The organism is Stenotrophomonas sp. STEN033, from assembly GCF_056856655.1.
Window position 1 is genome coordinate 1 of the sequence record NZ_JBXFWM010000083.1, and the last position, 18,008, is coordinate 18,008.

The following is an 18,008-nucleotide window of genomic DNA, read 5'->3' on the forward strand; positions in this document are numbered from 1 at the left end:
GCCATGCTCGGCATGGGGCATTCCCGGTAAGGCCTCTGCCGGGCATGGCTCGGCACTGCAGGGGCTGCTTTGCCGGTAAGGCCTCTGCCGAGCATGGCTCGGCACTACAGGGGATGCTTTGCCGGTAAGGCCTCTGCCGAGCGTGGCTCGGCACTACAGGGGATGCTTTGCCGGTAAGGCCTCTGCCGAGCATGGCTCGGCACTACAGGGGATGCTTTGCCGGTAAGGCCTCTGCCGAGCGTGGCTCGGCACTACAGGTTCCGCTTTGTCGGTAACGCCCCTGCCGAGCATGGCTCGGCACTACAGGAGCGGCCTTCAGCCTTGCTTGCGGACGATGGCCATGGCGATTTCCAGCGACTGCTCGTAGTTCAGGCGCGGGTCCACACTGGAACGGTAGGCACGCTCCAGATCACGCTCGGTGAGCTCACGCGCGCCACCAGTGCACTCGGTGACATCCTCGCCGGTCAGCTCCAGGTGCACGCCTCCCAGGCGCGTACCGGCGGCGGCGTGCAGGTCGAACGACATCTCCACCTCGCTGCGGATGTTGTCGAAACGACGGGTCTTGTAACCGTTGCTGGTGCTCTCGGTATTGCCATGCATCGCATCGCAGACCCACAACACGCGGCGGCCATCACGCTTGATCGCCTCCAGCAGGGGCGGCAGCTTGTCGGCAATCTGCGCTGCACCCATGCGATGGATGAAGCTCAGGCGGCCCGGCTCGTCGTCCGGGTTCAGCACGTCGATCAGGCGCAGCAACTGATCCGGCTGTACCGACGGTCCCACTTTGATCGCGATCGGGTTGCGCACGCCACGCAGGTATTCCACGTGGGCGCCATCCAGCGCCGCGGTACGCATGCCGATCCACGGGTAGTGCGTGCTGAGGTTGAACCAGCCGCTCTGGCGCGGCACCTGCCGGGTCAGCGCCTGCTCGTAGGGCAGCAGCAAGGCCTCGTGCGAGGTGTAGAAGTCCACCCGGTTGAGGTTGTGCACCTGCGCACCGGACAAGGTCTCCATGAAGCGCACCGCGTCACCGATCGAGGCCACCATCTTCTGGTACTCCTCGGCCAGCGGCGAGCAACGCATCCAGGCCAGGTTCCAGTACTCGGGATGATGCAGGTCGGCGAAGCCGCCATCGATCAACGCCCGCACGAAGTTCATCGTCAGCGCCGAGCGCGAATGCGCGGTGATCATCCGCTGCGGGTCCGGCACGCGCGCAGCTTCGGTGAACGCCGGCGCATTGATCACATCGCCGCGATAGCTGGGCAAGGTCACGCCGTCACGGGTTTCGGTATCGGCCGAACGCGGCTTGGCGTACTGCCCGGCAAAGCGCCCCACCCGGATCACCGGCGTGCGCAGGCCGTGCACCAGCACCAGGCTCATCTGCAGCAGCACCTTGAGCCGGTTGGAAATCGTCCCGGATTCGCAGTCGGCGAAGTTCTCCGCGCAGTCGCCGCCCTGCAGCAGGAATCGCTTGCCTTCCTGCGCCTCGGCCAGCTGCTGCTTGAGCGCGAAGATCTCCCAGGACGTCACCAGCGGCGGCAGCTGGCGCAGTTCGCCCAACGCCGCCTCCAACGCATGCGGATCGGGATAGGTCGGCATCTGCAGCGCAGGCCTGCCTCGCCAGCTGTCCGGCGCCCAACTGCTGGCGGTGGCGACGGATGACGGGGAAGAGAAAGCGTTCATGCAGATACCAGTTGTCGAATTCAAAGAGTCAGATCAATCGTTTTTTACGGGTGCGCAGGCCGACGTACAGCGCCCAGCCGGCGAGCAGCACAAACCACACCAGGCTCCACATCGGCATGCTCAGGCCAAGGAAGGTCCAATCAATGTTGCCGCAGTCACCGGTGCCGGTCAGCACGGTACGGAACACCTCGAACGGCCCCATGGTCTCAGCCAGGAAGCTCAGCGGCGGGCCACAGCTGCTGCCCAGGTCCTTGGGTAGCAATTGCACGTAGACATGGCGCCCGGCAATGCCAGCGCCGACCAGCGCCGCCAGCAGCGTCAGCACGCCGTAACCGGCGCGTCCACCGCGGCTGGCAGGGCCGTGCATGGCACCAAACAGGAACAGCACGCCGACGGCGGCGAACGCGATGCGTTGGTAGATGCACAGCGGGCACGGCTCCAGCCCCATCTGGATCTGCATGTAGATCGCAAAGGCCAGCAAGCCGGCGCAGATCAGGAAGCCCAGCAGGCACTGCGCGCGGAAACTCCAACGCAAGGGGTTCATCGCATCATTCCGGAAAAGACAATGCAGCAAGAGTAGCAGGCCGCCCGCGCGCGATCAGCAGTGATCGCAGCTGAAACCACCCAAACAGAAAGCCCGGCATTGGCCGGGCTTCTGTTGCATCCGTCGATGGATGGAAGTGCGCGATTACTCGGCGACTTCTTCCGCCACGGCGGCCGGACGGTCCACCAGCTCGACGTAGGCCATCGGTGCATTGTCGCCAGCGCGGAAGCCGCACTTCAGCAGACGCAGGTAGCCACCCGGACGACCGGCGTAGCGCGGGCCCAGGATGGTGAACAGGTTGCCCACGGCTTCCTTGTCACGCAGGCGGGCGAAGGCCAGGCGGCGGTTGGCAACCGAATCAACCTTGGCCAGGGTGATCAGCGGCTCGGCAACGCGGCGCAGTTCCTTGGCCTTCGGCAGGGTGGTCTTGATCAGCTCGTGCTTGAACAGCGAGGCAGCCATGTTCTTGAACATTGCTTCGCGGTGGGCGCTGGTGCGGCTGAACTTACGGCCAGACTTCTGGTGACGCATGGTGATATTCCTTGATTAATGATGAGACGTTGGACTTCGTTGTCGCCATCCTGGCGCTGTAAGTGGACTGCGGATGGTCCTGGTCGCCCGTCCTGGACGACCGGCATCGCGGTCTTGATCAACCGTCGACGCGGGTACTGCTGAAACAATATTCCCCCGCATGGTCGCCCATGCGGGGGAACAGGTATTGCTATCAACCAAGCATGCCGTGAGCGGCGACACCGGCCGGCGGCCAGTTCTCCAGCTTCATGCCAAGCGACAGGCCACGCTGGGCCAGCACTTCCTTGATCTCGGTCAGCGACTTCTTGCCGAGGTTCGGGGTCTTGAGCAGCTCCACTTCGGTCTTCTGGATCAGATCACCGATGTAGTAGATGCTCTCGGCCTTCAGGCAGTTGGCCGAACGCACGGTCAGCTCCAGGTCGTCGATCGGGCGCAGCAGCACCGGATCCACGCCGTTGTTGGCCGGCTTGGCCGCACCGCGGTCGCGGTGGGTGAAATCGCCGAACACCGACAGCTGATCGCTGAGGATGTCAGCCGCGGTGCGGACTGCTTCCTCGGCATCGATCGTGCCGTTGGTTTCGATATCGATGACCAGCTTGTCCAGGTCGGTACGCTGCTCGACGCGAGCGGCTTCCACCGCATAAGCGACGCGGCGGACCGGCGAGAACGAGGCATCCAGCACCAGACGACCGATCGCACGCGATTCTTCGTCCGGACGACGACGCGCAGCAGCCGGCTGGTAGCCGAAACCGCGCTCGACCTTCAGACGCATGTTGATCGCAGTGTCCTTGGTCAGGTTGCAGATCACATGGTCGCCGTTGATCACTTCGACGTTGTGGTCAACCTTGATGTCGGCGGCGGTGACGACGCCCGGGCCCTGCTTGGACAGGGTCACGGTGGCGCTGTCGCCGGTGTGCATACGGATGGCCACGTCTTTCAGGTTCAGCAGGACGTCGAGCACGTCTTCCTGCAGGCCTTCAAGGGTGGTGTACTCATGCAGCACGCCGTCGATCTCGACTTCGGTAATGGCGAAGCCCGGGATGGACGACAGCAGCACGCGACGCAGGGCGTTGCCCAGCGTATGCCCGTAACCACGCTCCAAGGGTTCGATCACGACCTTGGCGCGGGTCTCGGTAAGGCGTTCGATCTGCGGACCGCGAGGACGCAGAACCTGGTTTGCGGTAACCGTCATGTTGCGGGTTCTCCTGCGAACCTCCGGTGCAACCCGGAGGTTCTCCATTGTGAATTACTTCGAATACAACTCGACGATCAGCGCTTCGTTGATATCCGCAGGCAGGTCCGCACGATCCGGAACGGCCTTGAAGACGCCGCTGAACTTCTTCGAATCGACTTCGACCCACGACGGGCTGAGGTCGTGCTGCTCGGCAACGACCAGGGCTTCCTGGACGCGCAGCTGCTTGGCAGCCTTCTCGGACAGTGCAATCGCGTCACCGGCCTTGATCTGGTACGAAGCCAGGTTGACCGACTTGCCATTGACCGTGACGCCGCGGTGCGAGACCAGCTGACGGGCAGCCGGACGGGTCACTGCGAAGCCCATGCGGTAGACGACGTTGTCCAGACGGGTTTCCAACAACTGCAGCAGGTTCTCGCCGGTGTTGCCCTTCTTGGTCGAGGCCTTCTTGTAGTAGTTGCGGAACTGACGCTCCAGCAGACCGTAGATACGCTTGACCTTCTGCTTTTCGCGCAGCTGGGTGGCGTAGTCGGACAGCTTGCCCTTGCGGGCAGTGGCGCCGTGCTGGCCGGGCTTCTGCTCCAGCTTGCACTTGGAATCCAACGCGCGGGCCGGGCTCTTCAGGGAGAGGTCGGCGCCTTCGCGGCGGGCGAGCTTACAGGTAGGACCGATATAACGAGCCATTTCTTATCGCTCCTTTAGACGCGACGCTTCTTCGGCGGACGGCACCCGTTGTGCGGGATTGGCGTCACGTCGATGATGTTGGTGATCTTGTAGCCGACGTTGTTCAACGAACGTACGGCCGACTCACGGCCCGGACCCGGACCCTTGATGCGGACTTCCAGCGACTTCAGGCCGTAATCCAGCGCAGCCTTGCCAGCCTTTTCGGCGGCAACCTGTGCGGCGAACGGAGTCGACTTACGCGAACCACGGAAGCCAGCGCCACCGGAGGTCGCCCAGGACAGTGCATTGCCCTGACGGTCGGTGATGGTCACGATGGTGTTGTTGAACGAAGCGTGGACGTGGGCAACGCCATCAGTGATGACGCGCTTGATCTTCTTCTTGGTTTTTGCAGCAGCGGGCTTAGCCATTATCTAGGTCCCTTACTTCTTCAGAGCCTTGCGCGGACCCTTACGGGTACGAGCATTGGTCTTGGTGCGCTGACCACGCAGCGGGAGACCACGACGGTGACGCAGGCCGCGATAGCAGCCCAGGTCCATCAGGCGCTTGATGGCAATGCCGATTTCGCGACGCAGATCGCCTTCAACGATGTACTTGCCCACTTCCAGGCGCAGACGATCGATTTCCGGCTCCGACAGGTCGCGGATCTTGGTGGTCGAAGCAACGCCTGCGACTTCGCAGACCTTCTTCGAACGGGTACGGCCGATGCCGTAAATGCTTTGCAACCCGACCCAGACGTGCTTCTGGGCTGGCAGGTTGACGCCTGCAATACGCGCCATGACGCGGTTCTCCAGCTGAGTGATGGCCGACTGCGCACCACGAGGCGCGCCAATCCGGCAGGATGGATCAAAAAAGTGAACTAGCGATACTAACAAGGTCTCGGTTTGCTTTGAAGTCGTGGAACGCAACGTTCCACAGACCCGGCGTGGGGAGTGTGCCCATGCTCCGGCGCCGGATGTGCCTGGCAAGGAGAGTGATCCCCGAGCCGCCCGCGCTACTCCCGCGCGGAACAACCACATCACACCCCCACCCGAAACCGCTGCAGGGGCCGCCCTTCTGTTTGGAAAGCCGCCCCGGGAACCGGAGCGGGTTTCTCGCTATGAAGCGGAAAGTATAACCGGTGAATCAGCCGCGTGCAAAACCGCCGCGGTTGCCGCCCTTCAGGTTGGCCTTCTTCAACAGGCTTTCGTACTGGTGCGACATCAGGTGTGCCTGCACCTGGGCGATGAAGTCCATCACCACCACCACCACGATCAGCAGCGAGGTGCCGCCGAAGTAGAAGGAGGCATTGAGCTGGGTGCGCATGATTTCCGGCAGCAGGCAGACGATCACCAGGTACAGCGAGCCGGCGGCGGTCAGGCGGGTCAGCACGGCATCGATGTACTCGGCCGTGGCCTTGCCCGGACGGATACCCGGGATCAGCGCGCCCGACTTCTTCAGGTTGTCGGCGGTTTCCTGCGAGTTGAACACCAGCGCGGTGTAGAAGAACGCAAAGCCGGTGATCAGCGCAGCGAACACGATCATGTGCAGCGGCTCGCCCGGGCCCAGTGCGTTGGCCACCTTCTGCAGCCAGGTAGCCGAGCTGGCCTGGCCGGACCACATTGCCAGCGTGGCCGGGAAAGCCAGGATGCTGGAGGCGAAGATCGCCGGGATCACGCCTGCCATGTTCAGCTTCAGCGGCAGGAACGAGGTCTGGTTCATGTAGGCATTACGGCCACCCTGGCGGCGGGCGTAATTGACGGTGATGCGGCGCTGGCCGCGCTCGACGAACACCACGAAGTAGGTGAAGGCCAGCACCACCAGCACGATGATCAGCAACGAAATGAAGCTCATGTTGCCGTCACGGTAAGCCTCGACGGTGTGGATCACGGCGGCCGGCAGGCCTGCCACGATGCCGGCGAAGATGATCAGCGACACACCGTTGCCGATGCCGCGCTCGGTCACCTGCTCACCCACCCACATCAGGAAGATGGTGCCTGCGGTCAACGCCACGATGGCGGTCAACACGAAGCCCATGCCCGGCGCATACACCACCGGTGCACCGCCCGGCGACACCTGGTTCTGCAGTGCCAGCGCGATACTGCCGCCCTGCACCACCGCCAGGAGCACCGCGCCGATGCGCGAATACTGCGTGATCTTGCGACGGCCGGACTCACCTTCCTTCTGCATGGCCTTCAGGGCCGGGAAGATGTGCACCGCCAGCTGCATCACGATGGATGCCGAGATATACGGCATCACGTTCAACGCGAAGATGCTGAAACGGTGCAGAGCGCCGCCCGAGAACATGTTGAACATGTCCACGATACCGCCGCCCTGCGCCTGCATGAGCGCAAGCATGGCATCGGGATTGACGCCCGGCACCGGCACATAACAGCCGATGCGATAGACGAGCAATGCCCCAAGTACGAACAACAGGCGTTGGCGAAGTTCAGTGAACTTGCCCGCCCCTGCCGCGAGGTTACCGATGCCAGCTTGCGCCATGTTTCAGTTACTCCTGTACGCTGCCGCCGGCAGCTTCGATCGCGGCCTTGGCGCCAGCAGTGGCAGCAACACCCTTCAGGATGAACGCCTTGCTCAGCTCGCCCTTCAGGACGATCTTGACCTTCTTTGCAGCAGCCGGGATCAGCTTGGCTGCACGCAGTGCGGCCAGGTCGATCTCACCGGCTTCCAGGCGATCAAGGTGGTAGGACAGCACTTCTGCGGTGTCCTTGGCCTTGTGCGAGAAGAAGCCGATCTTCGGCAGACGACGCTGCATCGGGGTCTGGCCGCCTTCGAAGCCAGCCTTGATCTTGCCGCCACCCTTACGGGCGAACGAACCCTTGTGGCCGCGGCCGCAGGTCTTGCCCAGGCCGGAGCCGATACCACGACCGACGCGGGTACGCTCGGTACGGGCGCCCGGTGCCGGGCTCAGTTCATTGAGACGCATAGTCATGGTCGATTACTCCTCAACCTGGACGAGGTACTGAACCTTGTTGATCAGACCGCGAACCTGCGGGCTGTCCTTCAGTTCACGCACATCATTGAGCTTGTTCAGGCCCAGGGCACGCACCGACAGGCGGTGACGCGACTGGGTGCCACGCAGGCCGCGCACCAGGCGCACCTTCACGGTCTTGACGGTTTCATTAGCCATGGTTCAGATCCTCCACCTTCTTGCCGCGCTTGGCAGCAATACGGGCCGGGGACTGTGCACCGGCCAGACCCTTCAGGGTGGCGCGAACCAGATTGATCGGGTTACGCGAACCGGTGGCCTTGGCCAGAACGTTCTTCACGCCCACGGCTTCCAGCACGGCACGCATGGCACCGCCGGCGATGACGCCCGTACCTTCCGAAGCCGGCTGCATGAACACGCGAGCTGCACCGTGACCATCCTTGATGGTGTGCCACAGGGTGCCGTTGTTCAGATCAACGCTGACCTGGTTCTTGCGAGCCTGCTCCATCGACTTCTGGATGGCGACCGGCACTTCGCGCGCCTTGCCATAACCGAAGCCGACCTTGCCTTCGCCATCACCGACCACGGTCAGTGCGGTGAAGGTGAACTGGCGGCCGCCCTTGACGGTCTTGCTGACGCGGTTGACCGCAACCAGCTTTTCGATCATGCCGTCGTCGATTTTCTCTTCGCGGTTACGGTCGCGATCGCGACCCCGCTGCTGACGCTCTTCTGCCATTTCGATTCCTTGATTGATTGGGTATGTACGGCTCGAAGCCGCTTATGGTTGTGAAATGAAGCGTTGTTTCACCCAGCGCTGCATAAGAACGAAAGGCGCCCGGTACAAACCCGTACCGGCAGGCAGGCGGAAAGGGGCCAAAGGCCCCTTCCCTGTTTTGCTTAGAACTGCAGGCCGCCTTCGCGGGCAGCGTCAGCCAGAGCCTTGATGCGACCGTGGTAGCGGTAGCCCGAGCGGTCGAAAGCGACCTTCTCGATGCCGGCAGCCTTGGCGCGCTCTGCAATCATCTTGCCAACCTTGGCGGCGGCGTCGATGTTCTTGCCGTTCTTCAGGCCTTCTTTCACTTCAGCCTGGGCAGTGTTGGCAGCAGCCAGCACCTTGGAGCCATCGGCGGTGAAGACCTGTGCGTACAGGTGCTGACCGGTGCGCAGCACCGACAGACGAGCCACGCCCAGGGTACGGATGTGCGAACGGGTCGACTTGGCGCGACGCAGACGGGCGATGTTCTTGTTCATGTTCTTTATCCTCGAAAGCTGAAAACCTAGGAATTAGGCCTTCTTGGCTTCCTTGCGAATGATGACTTCACCGGCGTACTTCACACCCTTGCCCTTGTAGGGCTCCGGCGGACGGTAGCCGCGGATCTTGGCGGCAACTTCACCGACGACCTGCTTGTCAGCGCCCTGCACCAGAATTTCGGTCTGGGTCGGGGTCGACAGGGTGATGCCTTCCGGCGCCACGAACACGACAGGGTGGGAGAAGCCCAGCGACAGGTTCAGGTCCTTGCCCTGCATGGCAGCGCGGTAACCCACGCCGACCAGCTCCAGCTTGCGCTCGAAGCCTTCGGACACGCCCTGCACCATGTTGGCCAGGATCGAACGCACGGTGCCGGTCAGCGCGTCGAAGGTGATGTCCTTCGGGCTCAGCGTGGCAACGCCGTTGTCGAGAGTGATTTCAACGCCAGCGGCCTTGTTCAGCGACAGGGTGCCCTTCGGGCCCTTCACGCTCACAACTTCCGGCTGGATGGTCAGTTCAACGCCCTTGGGCAGGTTGATCGGCTTCTTGGCTACGCGGGACATAGTGGACTCCTTCCCTTAAGCCACGAAGCACAGGACTTCGCCGCCGACGCCCAACTGGCGCGCCTGCGCATCAGTCATGATGCCCTTGGAGGTGGAAATGATGGCGACGCCCAGGCCGTTCAGGACCTTCGGCAGCTCGGACTTGCCACGATACTGGCGCAGGCCCGAACGCGAGAAGCGCTTCAGGGTCGCGATGACCGGCTTGCCTTCGAAATACTTCAGGACGATTTCAAGCTCGGCCTTGTTGTTTTCGATGTTGTTGACGCGCAGGTCGGTGATGTAACCCTCGTCCTTCAGGACCTGGGCAATGGCCACCTTGACCTTGGACGACGGGGCTTTCACCGTCTGCTTGCCAACCGCGGCCGCATTCTTGATGCGGACCAGCAGGTCGGCGATGGGATCAGTCATGCTCATGTAGATACCTTTGAGTGCACCGATATCCGCTTTCGCGAAAATCTCGTGTTTTCCTGGGATGGGCCAGGGCCCTTGACGCACCTGCCGCCGTTTCGGGCAGGCAAGAAGCGGGATTATACGACAAAAAGTCCGACTTGCGTCGGACTCTTTGCTTTACCTTCAGGTTGCCCTTCCGGCGACCTGACCGGGCCTTGCGGCCCGGCCGGGTTGTTGCTTACCAGCTTGCCTTGCGCAGGCCCGGCACGTCGCCGCGCATGGTGGCTTCACGCAGCTTGTTGCGGCCCAGGCCGAACTTGCTGTAGACGCCACGCGGACGACCCGACAGTTCGCAACGGTTGCGGTGGCGGCTCGGCGACGAATCGCGCGGCAGCTTCGACAACTTGGTTGCAGCCTCGATCTTCTCTTCGTAGCTCGCGTCCACCGAGGACACGATCTTCTTCAGAGCAGCACGCTTGTCGGCGTACTTCAGAGCCAGCTTCTTCCGCTTGATGTCGCGGTTGACCATGGAGGTCTTTGCCATTTCTGTATCCTCGACGAATCAGTTACGGAACGGGAACTTGAACGCTGCGAGCAGCGCCTTGGCTTCCGCGTCGGTCTTGGCGGTGGTGGTGATGGCGATATCCATACCGCGGATCGCGTCGACGGCGTCGAAGTCGATTTCCGGGAAAATGATCTGTTCCTTCACACCCATGTTGTAGTTGCCACGACCGTCGAACGAACGACCCGACACGCCGCGGAAGTCACGCACGCGCGGCAGCGAGATGTTGATCAGGCGATCCAGGAACTCAAACATGGTGTCACGACGCAGCGTGACCTTGCAGCCGATCGGCCAACCATCACGGATCTTGAACGAAGCCACCGAGACGCGCGACTTGGTGACCACCGGCTTCTGACCGGTGATCTTGGTCATGTCGGCAACGGCGTTCTCAAGAACCTTCTTGTTGGTCGCAGCTTCGCCCACACCCATGTTCAGGGTGACCTTGACCAGGCGCGGCACTTCCATCGGATTGGTGTAACCGAACTGCTTGGTCAGCGCCGGCACCACTTCTTCCTTGTAAAACTTTTCGAGACGTGAATTCATCAGGTCATTCCTCAGGCGTCGAGCGCCTCACCGCTGGAGCGGAACACACGCAGTTTGCGTCCATCCTCCAGCACCTTGAAGCCAACGCGCTCGCCCTTGCCCGAAGCCGGGTTCAGCACATTCACGTTGGAGATATGGATCGACGCTTCACGCTCGACCACGCCGCCGGCAACGCCTGCCTGCGGGTTCGGCTTGGTGTGGCGCTTGACGATGTTCACGTTGGCAACGACCACACGGTCGCCGTCGACGCGGACGACTTCGCCCTGCTTGCCCTTGTCCTTGCCGGTGTTGACGACAACCTGGTCGCCCTTCTTGATACGGTTAGCCATGACTATCTCCTGGCGCTCACAGAACTTCGGGAGCGAGCGAGACGATCTTCATGAACTTCTCCGAACGAAGTTCACGGGTCACCGGTCCGAAGATGCGGGTGCCGATCGGCTCTTGCTTGTTGTTGAGCAGGACCGCAGCGTTGCCGTCGAAACGGATCAGCGAGCCATCGGCGCGACGCACACCCTTGCGGGTACGCACCACGACGGCGTCATACACTTCACCCTTCTTGACTTTGCCGCGCGGAATTGCGTCCTTCACGGTGACCTTGATGATGTCGCCGATGTGGGCATAACGGCGCTTGGAACCACCCAGCACCTTGATGCACATCAGTTCCTTGGCACCGGAGTTGTCCGCAGCATCAAGGTAGCTCTGCATCTGAATCATGAGTCAGATCTCCTTATTCAGCTGCACGCGTGATGACTTCCACCACGCGCCAGTTCTTGGTCTTGGACATCGGAGCAATCTCGGTCACGCGCACGACATCGCCTTCGTTGCAGGCGTTGTCGGCGTCGTGTGCGTGCAGCTTGGTCGAGCGCTTGATGTACTTGCCGTACAACGGGTGCTTGACCTGGCGCTCCACCAACACGGTGACCGTCTTGTCCATCTTGTTGCTGACGACACGGCCTTCGACCGTGCGCAGCGTCTTCTTTTCAGTATTTTCGCTCATCGCAGCCATCCTTACTTCGTGCTGCCGATCAGGTGCTTGACGCGAGCAATCTCGCGACGCACCCGGCGGGTTTCGTGGGTCTTCGGCAGCTGGCCGGTGACCTGCTGCATACGGAGCGAGAACTGCTCCTTACGCAGGTCGGTCAGGTGGGCCTTGAGTTCGTCAGCCGACTTCTCGCGGAGTTGTTTGATGTCCATCAGCGCACCGTCCGGGTTACGAAAGTGGTGGTCACCGAGAGCTTGGCAGCTGCCAGGCGGAATGCCTCGCGTGCCACTTCCTCAGTCACGCCCTCGACTTCATAAATCATGCGGCCCGGCTGGATCTGAGCGACCCAGTATTCCACGCCACCCTTACCGGCACCCATACGGACTTCGATGGGCTTCTTGGTGATGGGCTTGTCGGGGAACACGCGGATCCACATCTTGCCACCGCGCTTGACGTAGCGGCTGATCGAGCGGCGGGCCGCTTCGATCTGGCGCGCGGTCAGCTGACCGTGGGCAGTAGCCTTCAGACCGTACTCGCCGAAGCTGACGGCGTTTGCGCTCCAGCTCAGGCCGTCATTGCGGCCCTTGAACATCTTGCGGTATTTGGTTCGCTTGGGTTGCAACATTGCCGTTACCTCGCTTCACGAGCCGGGCGCGACGGACGGTCACCGCGGTCGCCGCGATCGTTACGATCGTTGCGCGGGCTGTCGTCCTGCTTTTCCTGGCCAACCTGGGAGAAATCAAAGACTTCACCCTTGTAGATCCAGACCTTGATGCCGATGATGCCGTAGGTGGTGCTGGCTTCAGCGAAACCGTAGTCGATATCCGCACGCAGGGTGTGCAACGGCACGCGGCCTTCGCGGTACCACTCCGAACGGGCGATTTCAGCGCCGTTCAAGCGGCCGCCGACGTTGACCTTGATGCCCAGGGCACCCAGGCGCATCGCGTTGCCGACCGAGCGCTTCATGGCGCGGCGGAACATGATGCGGCGCTCCAGCTGCTGCGCGATCGACTCGGCAACCAGCTGTGCGTCCAACTCCGGCTTGCGCACTTCGGTGACGTTGATGTGCGCCGGGACGCCCATCAGTTCGCTCACTTCCTTACGCAGCTTTTCGATGTCCTCACCACGCTTGCCGATCACCACGCCCGGACGGGCGGTGTGGATCGTCACGCGAGCCGTCTTTGCCGGACGCTCAATGAGGATCTTGGAGATGCCAGCCTGAGCAAGCTTCTTGCGCAGCATCTCACGTACTTTCAGGTCGGCTGCCAGGTAACCAGCGAACTCGGCCTTGTTGGCGTACCACTTGGAGTTCCAGTCCTTGGAAATACCGAGGCGGATACCAACCGGATGAACTTTATGACCCATGGTCTTTATCCTTTCCGCTTACTTGCCGGCGCCCACAACCACAGTGATGTGGCTGGTGCGCTTGAGGATGCGGGTACCGCGGCCTTTCGCCCGCGCCATGAAACGCTTCAGGGTCGGACCTTCATCAACCATGATGGTCTTGACCTTCAGCTCGTCGACGTCAGCGCCCTGGTTGTTTTCGGCATTTGCAATAGCCGACTCCACCACCTTCTTGATCAGGTGGGCAGCCTTCTTGTCCGAAAACTTCAGCAGGTTGACCGCACGCTCGGCCGGCAGACCGCGCACCTGGTCAGCGACCAGACGAGCCTTCTGCGCAGAGATGCGCGCGGAGCGCAGGATTGCTTTCGCTTCCATTGTCATCTCTCCTTACTTGCCCGACTTCTTGTCGCCACCGTGACCCTTGAAGGTCCGGGTGACGGCAAATTCGCCGAGCTTGTGGCCGACCATGTTCTCGTTGACGAGCACAGGAACGTGGTTCTTGCCGTTATGAACGGCGATGGTGACGCCTACCATTTCCGGCAGGATCATCGAACGGCGCGACCAGGTTTTGATCGGCTTCTTGCTGCCCGCAGCGGCCTCCACCTTCTTGACGAGGTGGTGATCGACGAACGGGCCCTTCTTGAGTGAACGTGCCATGGTCGATTAGCCCCTACGATCGCGGACGATGAACTGCTGAGTGCGCTTGTTATGGCGCGTCTTGTAACCCTTGGTCGGAACGCCCCACGGGGTGACCGGGTGCGGATTACCCTGACCGGCCTTGGCTTCACCACCACCGTGCGGGTGATCCACCGGGTTCATGGCGGCACCGCGGACGGTCGGCTTGACGCCGCGCCAGCGCTTGGCACCAGCCTTGCCCAGCTTTTCCAGGTTGTGCTCATCGTTACCGACTTCACCGATGGTGGCGCGGCATTCGACCGGCACCTTACGCATTTCACCCGAGCGCAGGCGCAGGGTGGCGTAGATGCCTTCACGAGCGACCAACTGCACGCCTGCACCAGCAGCGCGGGCGATCTGGGCGCCCTTGCCCGGCTTCAGCTCGATCCCGTGGACGGTGGTACCGACCGGGATGTTGCGCAGCGGCAGGGTGTTGCCGGTCTTGATCGGGGCGTGAGCGCCCGAGATGACCTGGTCACCTGCCTTCAGGCCCTTCGGGGCGATGATGTAGCGACGCTCGCCGTCGACGTAGCACAGCAGGGCGATATGGGCAGTGCGGTTCGGATCGTATTCGATACGTTCCACGCGTGCCGGAATGCCTTCCTTGTTGCGCTTGAAGTCGATCAGACGGTAGTGCTGCTTGTGACCACCACCCACGTGACGGGTAGTGATGCGACCGTGGTGGTTACGACCACCGGACTTGCTCTGCGGCTCCAGCAACGCTGCGTGCGGTGCGCCCTTGTGCAGATCGGGCGTGACCACGCGCACGGCCGAACGACGGCCTGCGGAGGTGGGCTTGAATTTCATCAATGGCATGGGATGTACCTCAGGCCTTGGCCGTTACATCGATGGACTGGCCATCGGCGAGACGCACATACGCCTTGCGCCAATCGCCGCGGCGGCCTGCGCGGTTACGGAAGGACTTGTTCTTGCCCTTCACGTTCAGCACGTTGACCGACTCGACCTTGACGTCGAACAGCTGCTCAACCGCGGCCTTTACATCGGCCTTGGTGGCTTCGTTCGAAACTTCGAAGACGTATTGGTTGGAGATTTCCTGCAGGCGCGCGGTCTTTTCAGAGACTCGCGGTGCACGCAGCACGCTGAAGATTTTTTCGTTGGCGCTCATGCCAGCCACTCCTCGACCTTCTTGACCGCATCAGCGGTGATGACGACCGTGTCGGCACCGACCAGAGCGACCGGGTCCAGGCCCTGCACGTCACGCACCTGCACATACGGCAGGTTGCGAGCGGACAGGTACAGGTGCTCGGAAGCCTCTTCGGTGACGATCAGCGGGCGCTTGCCCACTTCCAGGCCAGCCAGCTTGGTGATCAGAGCCTTGGTGCTGGTCGCGTCGACGTCGAACGCCTCAACGATGGTCAGGCGGCCCTGGCGGTTCAGCTCGGACAGGATGGCGCACATGGCGGCGCGATACTGCTTGCGGTTGACCTTCTGTTCGAAGCTACGCGGCTTGGCCGCGAAGGTGACGCCACCGCCGACGAAGATCGGAGCGGTCAGGGCACCGTGACGAGCGCCACCACCCTTCTGCTTCTTCGACTTCTTGGTGGTACCAGCCACTTCAGAACGCGTCTTCTGTGCCTTGGTGCCCGAACGTGCGGCATTGCGGTAGGCAACGACGACCTGGTGAACCAGATCTTCGCTGAAATCGCGACCGAACACGGCGTCGGAGACCGAGACCTTGTTGTTGCTACCCGTGATAACGAGTTCCATCGTCATCTCTCCTTATGCCTTGCTAGCCGGACGCACGATCACGTCACCACCGGCTGCGCCAGGCACGGCGCCGCGGATGGCAATCAGACCACGCTCGACGTCGACCTTGACCACTTCCAGGTTCTGCGTGCTCTGCTGCACAGCACCCATGTGGCCGGACATCTTCTTGCCCGGGAAAACGCGACCCGGGGTCTGGCGCTGACCCAGCGAACCCGGCGCGCGATGCGACAGCGAGTTACCGTGGGTTGCATCGCCCATACGGAAGTTGTGGCGCTTGATGGTGCCCTGGAAGCCCTTACCCTTGGTGACGCCCTGGACGTCAACCGTCTGGCCGACTTCAAAGATGTCTGCCTTGATTTCGCCACCGACGGCGAAATCGCCGATCTGTGCGTCTTCAACGCGGAATTCCCACAGGCCACGACCGGCTTCAACCTTCGCCTTGGCGAAGTGACCGGCTTCCGGCTTGTTGACCAGCGCAGCGCGACGGGCGCCGACGGTCACCTGCACGGCGCTGTAGCCGTCGGTTTCGACGGTCTTGATCTGCGCGATGCGGTTCGGGGTTGCTTCAATCAGGGTCACCGGGATGGACTGGCCATCTTCAGTGAAAACGCGGCTCATGCCAGCCTTGCGGCCCACGAAGCCCAACGAATATTTCTTCGTCATGGTCGTAGTCCTCAGGTCAACTTGATCTGAACGTCGACGCCGGCAGCCAGTTCGAGCTTCATCAGCGCGTCCACGGTCTTGTCGTTGGGGTCGACGATGTCGAGCACGCGCTTGTGCGTGCGGGTCTCGTACTGGTCACGCGCGTCCTTGTCGACGTGCGGGGAGACGAGGATGGTGTAACGCTCGATCTTGGTCGGCAGGGGGATCGGGCCACGCACTTGCGCGCCGGTCCGCTTTGCCGTTTCAACGATCTCGCTGGCCGAACGGTCGATCAAACGATGATCAAACGCCTTCAACCGAATTCGGATCTTTTGGTCCGCCATGACGGTGTTCCTATAGGTCTAAAGAGCGACAGGTTCGGCCCCTGAGTGTGCCGAACCCCATGAAAACGACGTTTAGCGCCGAAGCACTGCCCGTCGCGCGAATCCTTTCATAACAGCAGGGCGGCCCGGTTTCCCGGCCCGCCCCAGACATGTTCAAACGCACAAAAAACACCCCGTTCAACGGAGTGCCTCCCATGCGACCTGTCCTTGTCTGGCGAATACGAGGTGCGTCCTGCCCCTCTTTTCGCTGGTTGCGGAATTCCCGTAAACGGGCACTTCCGCGAGTGGTCGTGCATTCTGTCAGTATTCTTTTCCTATTGCAACTCACCCCTCTGCCGAGGTATGGGGTGCTTCAGCTGGCAGCCGGATTTACGGGGTTTCGCGCATATATGCGGGTTTTGACCCAGGCAACTGCGTGGCCGATCTGCGCGGATACGGATGTCCCGGCTAACTGCAGGATGAATGGCCAGAGGCAGGGGCAGCAGTGAGAACGCCAGGCGACAGGTGTAACGGCACTGCGTCGAGCGCCCTGCCCCGCCCAAGCCCGACACTTGTGTCGGCCGGAGCCAGGCAAACCCTGAACAGGCCCGGATGCGAATACGTCAGCCCTGTCACTCCCCCCGGGGAGCAGCATTATCCATGCGGGCGAAGCGGAAGTACAAATTCCTCCGGGCTGCAGTCTCACCCTATTCAGACTGTCCGGACTTTTCGCGAAAAGCTGCCCTCACCCCAACCCCTCTCCCGTAAACGGGAGAGGGGCTCGGAATGCGTCGGTCGCCGGCAGACTGCGGGCTGGCGGAGTGCCAGCCCCTCTCCCGTTTACGGGAGAGGGGCTCGGAATGCGTCGGTCACTGGCAGACTGCGGGCTGGCGGAGTGCCAGCCCCTCTCCCGTTTACGGGAGAGGGACCCGGAATGCGTCGGTCACTGGCAGACTGCGGGCTGGCGGAGTGCTAGCCCCTCTCCCGTTTACGGGAGAGGGGTTGGGGTGAGGGGAAGCCTTTGACTTTTGATCTTTAGCTTTTGGCCTCGGACTTCTGGCTTTTGGCTTCTGGTTTCTGGTTTCTGGCTTGTTTAGCCAATTGAAGCCTTGGGCCGCCAAAGCCCGTGAGCCTTGAAGCTTGTGGCACCGAAACCTCCCAGTCCCTGAAACGCCAGCCCCCCTCACACCAGAAGCGCCAAACACACGCGCCGCACGAGGCCCCTGCCCCATCCCACACCCGCTCACCCGACAAACAAAAAAGGGCGGCCCGGAGGCCGCCCTTCTTCAACACCTTGCTTCGCGAGGAAGCGCAGCGTTATCAGGCAATGATCTTTGCAACCACGCCGGCGCCGACGGTACGGCCGCCTTCGCGGATAGCGAAGCGCAGACCTTCGTCCATTGCCACCGGGTTGATCAGGGTGACAACCATCTTCACGTTGTCGCCC

General features: G+C 62.0%; 30 protein-coding genes. All 30 read right to left on the reverse strand.

Annotated elements, in window-relative coordinates; translation table 11 throughout:
• Positions 1-315 precede the first annotated feature (315 nt).
• Positions 316-1,683 (reverse strand): class II 3-deoxy-7-phosphoheptulonate synthase, encoded by a 1,368-nt coding sequence (locus AC1VXC_RS19145; RefSeq protein WP_481539595.1) that lies wholly within the window; start codon positions 1,681-1,683, stop codon positions 316-318.
• Positions 1,684-1,711: 28 nt separating this feature from the next.
• Entirely contained in the window at positions 1,712-2,227 is a 516-nt protein-coding gene (locus tag AC1VXC_RS19150) for a disulfide bond formation protein B (protein WP_313494613.1), read from the reverse strand.
• A 144-nt stretch (positions 2,228-2,371) separates the two neighbouring features.
• Positions 2,372-2,758, reverse strand: a complete 387-nt coding sequence (rplQ, locus tag AC1VXC_RS19155) for a 50S ribosomal protein L17 (RefSeq protein WP_313494612.1) — start codon at positions 2,756-2,758, stop codon at positions 2,372-2,374.
• Positions 2,759-2,951: 193 nt separating this feature from the next.
• Entirely contained in the window at positions 2,952-3,950 is a 999-nt protein-coding gene (locus AC1VXC_RS19160) for a DNA-directed RNA polymerase subunit alpha (RefSeq protein ID WP_481539596.1), read from the reverse strand.
• A gap of 54 nt (positions 3,951-4,004) precedes the next feature.
• The gene (rpsD, locus tag AC1VXC_RS19165) at positions 4,005-4,634 is read right to left on the reverse strand and encodes a 30S ribosomal protein S4 (RefSeq protein ID WP_057629607.1); all 630 of its coding nucleotides are present in this window, start codon (positions 4,632-4,634) and stop codon (positions 4,005-4,007) included.
• A 14-nt stretch (positions 4,635-4,648) separates the two neighbouring features.
• A complete protein-coding gene (gene rpsK / locus AC1VXC_RS19170) occupies positions 4,649-5,041 on the reverse strand; it encodes a 30S ribosomal protein S11 (RefSeq protein ID WP_057629606.1) in 393 nt (130 codons plus the stop codon).
• A 12-nt stretch (positions 5,042-5,053) separates the two neighbouring features.
• On the reverse strand, positions 5,054-5,410 hold the full coding sequence (gene rpsM / locus AC1VXC_RS19175; RefSeq protein WP_057629605.1) for a 30S ribosomal protein S13: 357 nt from the start codon (positions 5,408-5,410) through the stop codon (positions 5,054-5,056).
• A gap of 346 nt (positions 5,411-5,756) precedes the next feature.
• Positions 5,757-7,112 carry a preprotein translocase subunit SecY gene (gene secY, locus AC1VXC_RS19180; protein ID WP_313494611.1) on the reverse strand — a complete coding sequence of 452 codons (1,356 nt, stop codon included), beginning with the start codon at positions 7,110-7,112 and terminating at the stop codon, positions 5,757-5,759.
• Positions 7,113-7,119: 7 nt separating this feature from the next.
• Positions 7,120-7,563 (reverse strand): 50S ribosomal protein L15, encoded by a 444-nt coding sequence (gene rplO, locus AC1VXC_RS19185; protein ID WP_481528359.1) that lies wholly within the window; start codon positions 7,561-7,563, stop codon positions 7,120-7,122.
• A gap of 6 nt (positions 7,564-7,569) precedes the next feature.
• Positions 7,570-7,761 carry a 50S ribosomal protein L30 gene (gene rpmD, locus AC1VXC_RS19190; RefSeq protein ID WP_062169020.1) on the reverse strand — a complete coding sequence of 64 codons (192 nt, stop codon included), beginning with the start codon at positions 7,759-7,761 and terminating at the stop codon, positions 7,570-7,572.
• Positions 7,754-8,296 carry a 30S ribosomal protein S5 gene (rpsE, locus tag AC1VXC_RS19195; protein WP_481528358.1) on the reverse strand — a complete coding sequence of 181 codons (543 nt, stop codon included), beginning with the start codon at positions 8,294-8,296 and terminating at the stop codon, positions 7,754-7,756. Before rpsE ends, rpmD begins: the two co-directional genes overlap by 8 nt.
• A 161-nt stretch (positions 8,297-8,457) precedes the next feature.
• Positions 8,458-8,811 carry a 50S ribosomal protein L18 gene (rplR, locus tag AC1VXC_RS19200; RefSeq protein WP_481528357.1) on the reverse strand — a complete coding sequence of 118 codons (354 nt, stop codon included), beginning with the start codon at positions 8,809-8,811 and terminating at the stop codon, positions 8,458-8,460.
• 33 nt (positions 8,812-8,844) lie between these two features.
• Positions 8,845-9,372 carry a 50S ribosomal protein L6 gene (gene rplF / locus AC1VXC_RS19205; RefSeq protein ID WP_481539597.1) on the reverse strand — a complete coding sequence of 176 codons (528 nt, stop codon included), beginning with the start codon at positions 9,370-9,372 and terminating at the stop codon, positions 8,845-8,847.
• 15 nt (positions 9,373-9,387) lie between these two features.
• A complete protein-coding gene (gene rpsH / locus AC1VXC_RS19210; protein WP_481528355.1) occupies positions 9,388-9,786 on the reverse strand; it encodes a 30S ribosomal protein S8 in 399 nt (132 codons plus the stop codon).
• 214 nt (positions 9,787-10,000) lie between these two features.
• Positions 10,001-10,306, reverse strand: coding sequence for a 30S ribosomal protein S14 (rpsN, locus tag AC1VXC_RS19215; protein WP_282270266.1), 306 nt, complete (start codon positions 10,304-10,306; stop codon positions 10,001-10,003).
• Between the two features lie 18 nt (positions 10,307-10,324).
• Positions 10,325-10,867: a 50S ribosomal protein L5 gene (gene rplE / locus AC1VXC_RS19220; RefSeq protein ID WP_062169033.1), complete on the reverse strand. Its 543-nt coding sequence runs from the start codon at positions 10,865-10,867 to the stop codon at positions 10,325-10,327.
• Between the two features lie 11 nt (positions 10,868-10,878).
• A complete protein-coding gene (gene rplX / locus AC1VXC_RS19225; protein ID WP_053519745.1) occupies positions 10,879-11,196 on the reverse strand; it encodes a 50S ribosomal protein L24 in 318 nt (105 codons plus the stop codon).
• Between the two features lie 16 nt (positions 11,197-11,212).
• Positions 11,213-11,581: a 50S ribosomal protein L14 gene (rplN, locus tag AC1VXC_RS19230; RefSeq protein ID WP_019186153.1), complete on the reverse strand. Its 369-nt coding sequence runs from the start codon at positions 11,579-11,581 to the stop codon at positions 11,213-11,215.
• 13 nt (positions 11,582-11,594) lie between these two features.
• Positions 11,595-11,864, reverse strand: a complete 270-nt coding sequence (rpsQ, locus tag AC1VXC_RS19235; protein ID WP_303749032.1) for a 30S ribosomal protein S17 — start codon at positions 11,862-11,864, stop codon at positions 11,595-11,597.
• Positions 11,865-11,875: 11 nt separating this feature from the next.
• The gene (gene rpmC / locus AC1VXC_RS19240) at positions 11,876-12,061 is read right to left on the reverse strand and encodes a 50S ribosomal protein L29 (RefSeq protein ID WP_054657204.1); all 186 of its coding nucleotides are present in this window, start codon (positions 12,059-12,061) and stop codon (positions 11,876-11,878) included.
• A complete protein-coding gene (rplP, locus tag AC1VXC_RS19245; RefSeq protein ID WP_057629593.1) occupies positions 12,061-12,474 on the reverse strand; it encodes a 50S ribosomal protein L16 in 414 nt (137 codons plus the stop codon). Before rplP ends, rpmC begins: the two co-directional genes overlap by 1 nt.
• A gap of 5 nt (positions 12,475-12,479) precedes the next feature.
• Positions 12,480-13,214 carry a 30S ribosomal protein S3 gene (gene rpsC, locus AC1VXC_RS19250; protein WP_481509900.1) on the reverse strand — a complete coding sequence of 245 codons (735 nt, stop codon included), beginning with the start codon at positions 13,212-13,214 and terminating at the stop codon, positions 12,480-12,482.
• Positions 13,215-13,232: 18 nt separating this feature from the next.
• A complete protein-coding gene (rplV, locus tag AC1VXC_RS19255; protein ID WP_054657198.1) occupies positions 13,233-13,568 on the reverse strand; it encodes a 50S ribosomal protein L22 in 336 nt (111 codons plus the stop codon).
• A 12-nt stretch (positions 13,569-13,580) separates the two neighbouring features.
• Positions 13,581-13,850, reverse strand: coding sequence for a 30S ribosomal protein S19 (rpsS, locus tag AC1VXC_RS19260; protein WP_057629591.1), 270 nt, complete (start codon positions 13,848-13,850; stop codon positions 13,581-13,583).
• 6 nt (positions 13,851-13,856) lie between these two features.
• The gene (rplB, locus tag AC1VXC_RS19265; RefSeq protein ID WP_132862501.1) at positions 13,857-14,684 is read right to left on the reverse strand and encodes a 50S ribosomal protein L2; all 828 of its coding nucleotides are present in this window, start codon (positions 14,682-14,684) and stop codon (positions 13,857-13,859) included.
• 10 nt (positions 14,685-14,694) lie between these two features.
• Complete coding sequence (gene rplW, locus AC1VXC_RS19270) at positions 14,695-14,994, reverse strand: 50S ribosomal protein L23 (protein WP_057629589.1); 300 nt, start codon at positions 14,992-14,994, stop codon at positions 14,695-14,697.
• Positions 14,991-15,596, reverse strand: coding sequence for a 50S ribosomal protein L4 (gene rplD / locus AC1VXC_RS19275; protein ID WP_481528353.1), 606 nt, complete (start codon positions 15,594-15,596; stop codon positions 14,991-14,993). Before rplD ends, rplW begins: the two co-directional genes overlap by 4 nt.
• 12 nt (positions 15,597-15,608) lie before the next feature.
• Positions 15,609-16,259: a 50S ribosomal protein L3 gene (gene rplC / locus AC1VXC_RS19280; protein ID WP_312368567.1), complete on the reverse strand. Its 651-nt coding sequence runs from the start codon at positions 16,257-16,259 to the stop codon at positions 15,609-15,611.
• Between the two features lie 11 nt (positions 16,260-16,270).
• A complete protein-coding gene (gene rpsJ / locus AC1VXC_RS19285; RefSeq protein WP_010341589.1) occupies positions 16,271-16,582 on the reverse strand; it encodes a 30S ribosomal protein S10 in 312 nt (103 codons plus the stop codon).
• 1,299 nt (positions 16,583-17,881) lie between these two features.
• The coding region (locus AC1VXC_RS19290; RefSeq protein WP_482995082.1) for an EF-Tu C-terminal domain-related protein at positions 17,882-18,008 on the reverse strand (127 nt) is incomplete at its 5' end.

What these genes read in the sequence shown, in the direction of transcription:
- AC1VXC_RS19145 (WP_481539595.1), bottom strand. Translation starts at nt 1,683, where the DNA reads ATGAACGCTTTCTCTTCCCCGTCATCCGTCGCCACCGCCAGCAGTTGG.
- AC1VXC_RS19150 (WP_313494613.1), bottom strand. Translation starts at nt 2,227, where the DNA reads ATGAACCCCTTGCGTTGGAGTTTCCGCGCGCAGTGCCTGCTGGGCTTC.
- rplQ (WP_313494612.1), bottom strand. Translation starts at nt 2,758, where the DNA reads ATGCGTCACCAGAAGTCTGGCCGTAAGTTCAGCCGCACCAGCGCCCAC.
- AC1VXC_RS19160 (WP_481539596.1), bottom strand. Translation starts at nt 3,950, where the DNA reads ATGACGGTTACCGCAAACCAGGTTCTGCGTCCTCGCGGTCCGCAGATC.
- rpsD (WP_057629607.1), bottom strand. Translation starts at nt 4,634, where the DNA reads ATGGCTCGTTATATCGGTCCTACCTGTAAGCTCGCCCGCCGCGAAGGC.
- rpsK (WP_057629606.1), bottom strand. Translation starts at nt 5,041, where the DNA reads ATGGCTAAGCCCGCTGCTGCAAAAACCAAGAAGAAGATCAAGCGCGTC.
- rpsM (WP_057629605.1), bottom strand. Translation starts at nt 5,410, where the DNA reads ATGGCGCGTATTGCAGGCGTCAACCTGCCAGCCCAGAAGCACGTCTGG.
- secY (WP_313494611.1), bottom strand. Translation starts at nt 7,112, where the DNA reads ATGGCGCAAGCTGGCATCGGTAACCTCGCGGCAGGGGCGGGCAAGTTC.
- rplO (WP_481528359.1), bottom strand. Translation starts at nt 7,563, where the DNA reads ATGACTATGCGTCTCAATGAACTGAGCCCGGCACCGGGCGCCCGTACC.
- rpmD (WP_062169020.1), bottom strand. Translation starts at nt 7,761, where the DNA reads ATGGCTAATGAAACCGTCAAGACCGTGAAGGTGCGCCTGGTGCGCGGC.
- rpsE (WP_481528358.1), bottom strand. Translation starts at nt 8,296, where the DNA reads ATGGCAGAAGAGCGTCAGCAGCGGGGTCGCGATCGCGACCGTAACCGC.
- rplR (WP_481528357.1), bottom strand. Translation starts at nt 8,811, where the DNA reads ATGAACAAGAACATCGCCCGTCTGCGTCGCGCCAAGTCGACCCGTTCG.
- rplF (WP_481539597.1), bottom strand. Translation starts at nt 9,372, where the DNA reads ATGTCCCGCGTAGCCAAGAAGCCGATCAACCTGCCCAAGGGCGTTGAA.
- rpsH (WP_481528355.1), bottom strand. Translation starts at nt 9,786, where the DNA reads ATGAGCATGACTGATCCCATCGCCGACCTGCTGGTCCGCATCAAGAAT.
- rpsN (WP_282270266.1), bottom strand. Translation starts at nt 10,306, where the DNA reads ATGGCAAAGACCTCCATGGTCAACCGCGACATCAAGCGGAAGAAGCTG.
- rplE (WP_062169033.1), bottom strand. Translation starts at nt 10,867, where the DNA reads ATGAATTCACGTCTCGAAAAGTTTTACAAGGAAGAAGTGGTGCCGGCG.
- rplX (WP_053519745.1), bottom strand. Translation starts at nt 11,196, where the DNA reads ATGGCTAACCGTATCAAGAAGGGCGACCAGGTTGTCGTCAACACCGGC.
- rplN (WP_019186153.1), bottom strand. Translation starts at nt 11,581, where the DNA reads ATGATTCAGATGCAGAGCTACCTTGATGCTGCGGACAACTCCGGTGCC.
- rpsQ (WP_303749032.1), bottom strand. Translation starts at nt 11,864, where the DNA reads ATGAGCGAAAATACTGAAAAGAAGACGCTGCGCACGGTCGAAGGCCGT.
- rpmC (WP_054657204.1), bottom strand. Translation starts at nt 12,061, where the DNA reads ATGGACATCAAACAACTCCGCGAGAAGTCGGCTGACGAACTCAAGGCC.
- rplP (WP_057629593.1), bottom strand. Translation starts at nt 12,474, where the DNA reads ATGTTGCAACCCAAGCGAACCAAATACCGCAAGATGTTCAAGGGCCGC.
- rpsC (WP_481509900.1), bottom strand. Translation starts at nt 13,214, where the DNA reads ATGGGTCATAAAGTTCATCCGGTTGGTATCCGCCTCGGTATTTCCAAG.
- rplV (WP_054657198.1), bottom strand. Translation starts at nt 13,568, where the DNA reads ATGGAAGCGAAAGCAATCCTGCGCTCCGCGCGCATCTCTGCGCAGAAG.
- rpsS (WP_057629591.1), bottom strand. Translation starts at nt 13,850, where the DNA reads ATGGCACGTTCACTCAAGAAGGGCCCGTTCGTCGATCACCACCTCGTC.
- rplB (WP_132862501.1), bottom strand. Translation starts at nt 14,684, where the DNA reads ATGCCATTGATGAAATTCAAGCCCACCTCCGCAGGCCGTCGTTCGGCC.
- rplW (WP_057629589.1), bottom strand. Translation starts at nt 14,994, where the DNA reads ATGAGCGCCAACGAAAAAATCTTCAGCGTGCTGCGTGCACCGCGAGTC.
- rplD (WP_481528353.1), bottom strand. Translation starts at nt 15,596, where the DNA reads ATGGAACTCGTTATCACGGGTAGCAACAACAAGGTCTCGGTCTCCGAC.
- rplC (WP_312368567.1), bottom strand. Translation starts at nt 16,259, where the DNA reads ATGACGAAGAAATATTCGTTGGGCTTCGTGGGCCGCAAGGCTGGCATG.
- rpsJ (WP_010341589.1), bottom strand. Translation starts at nt 16,582, where the DNA reads ATGGCGGACCAAAAGATCCGAATTCGGTTGAAGGCGTTTGATCATCGT.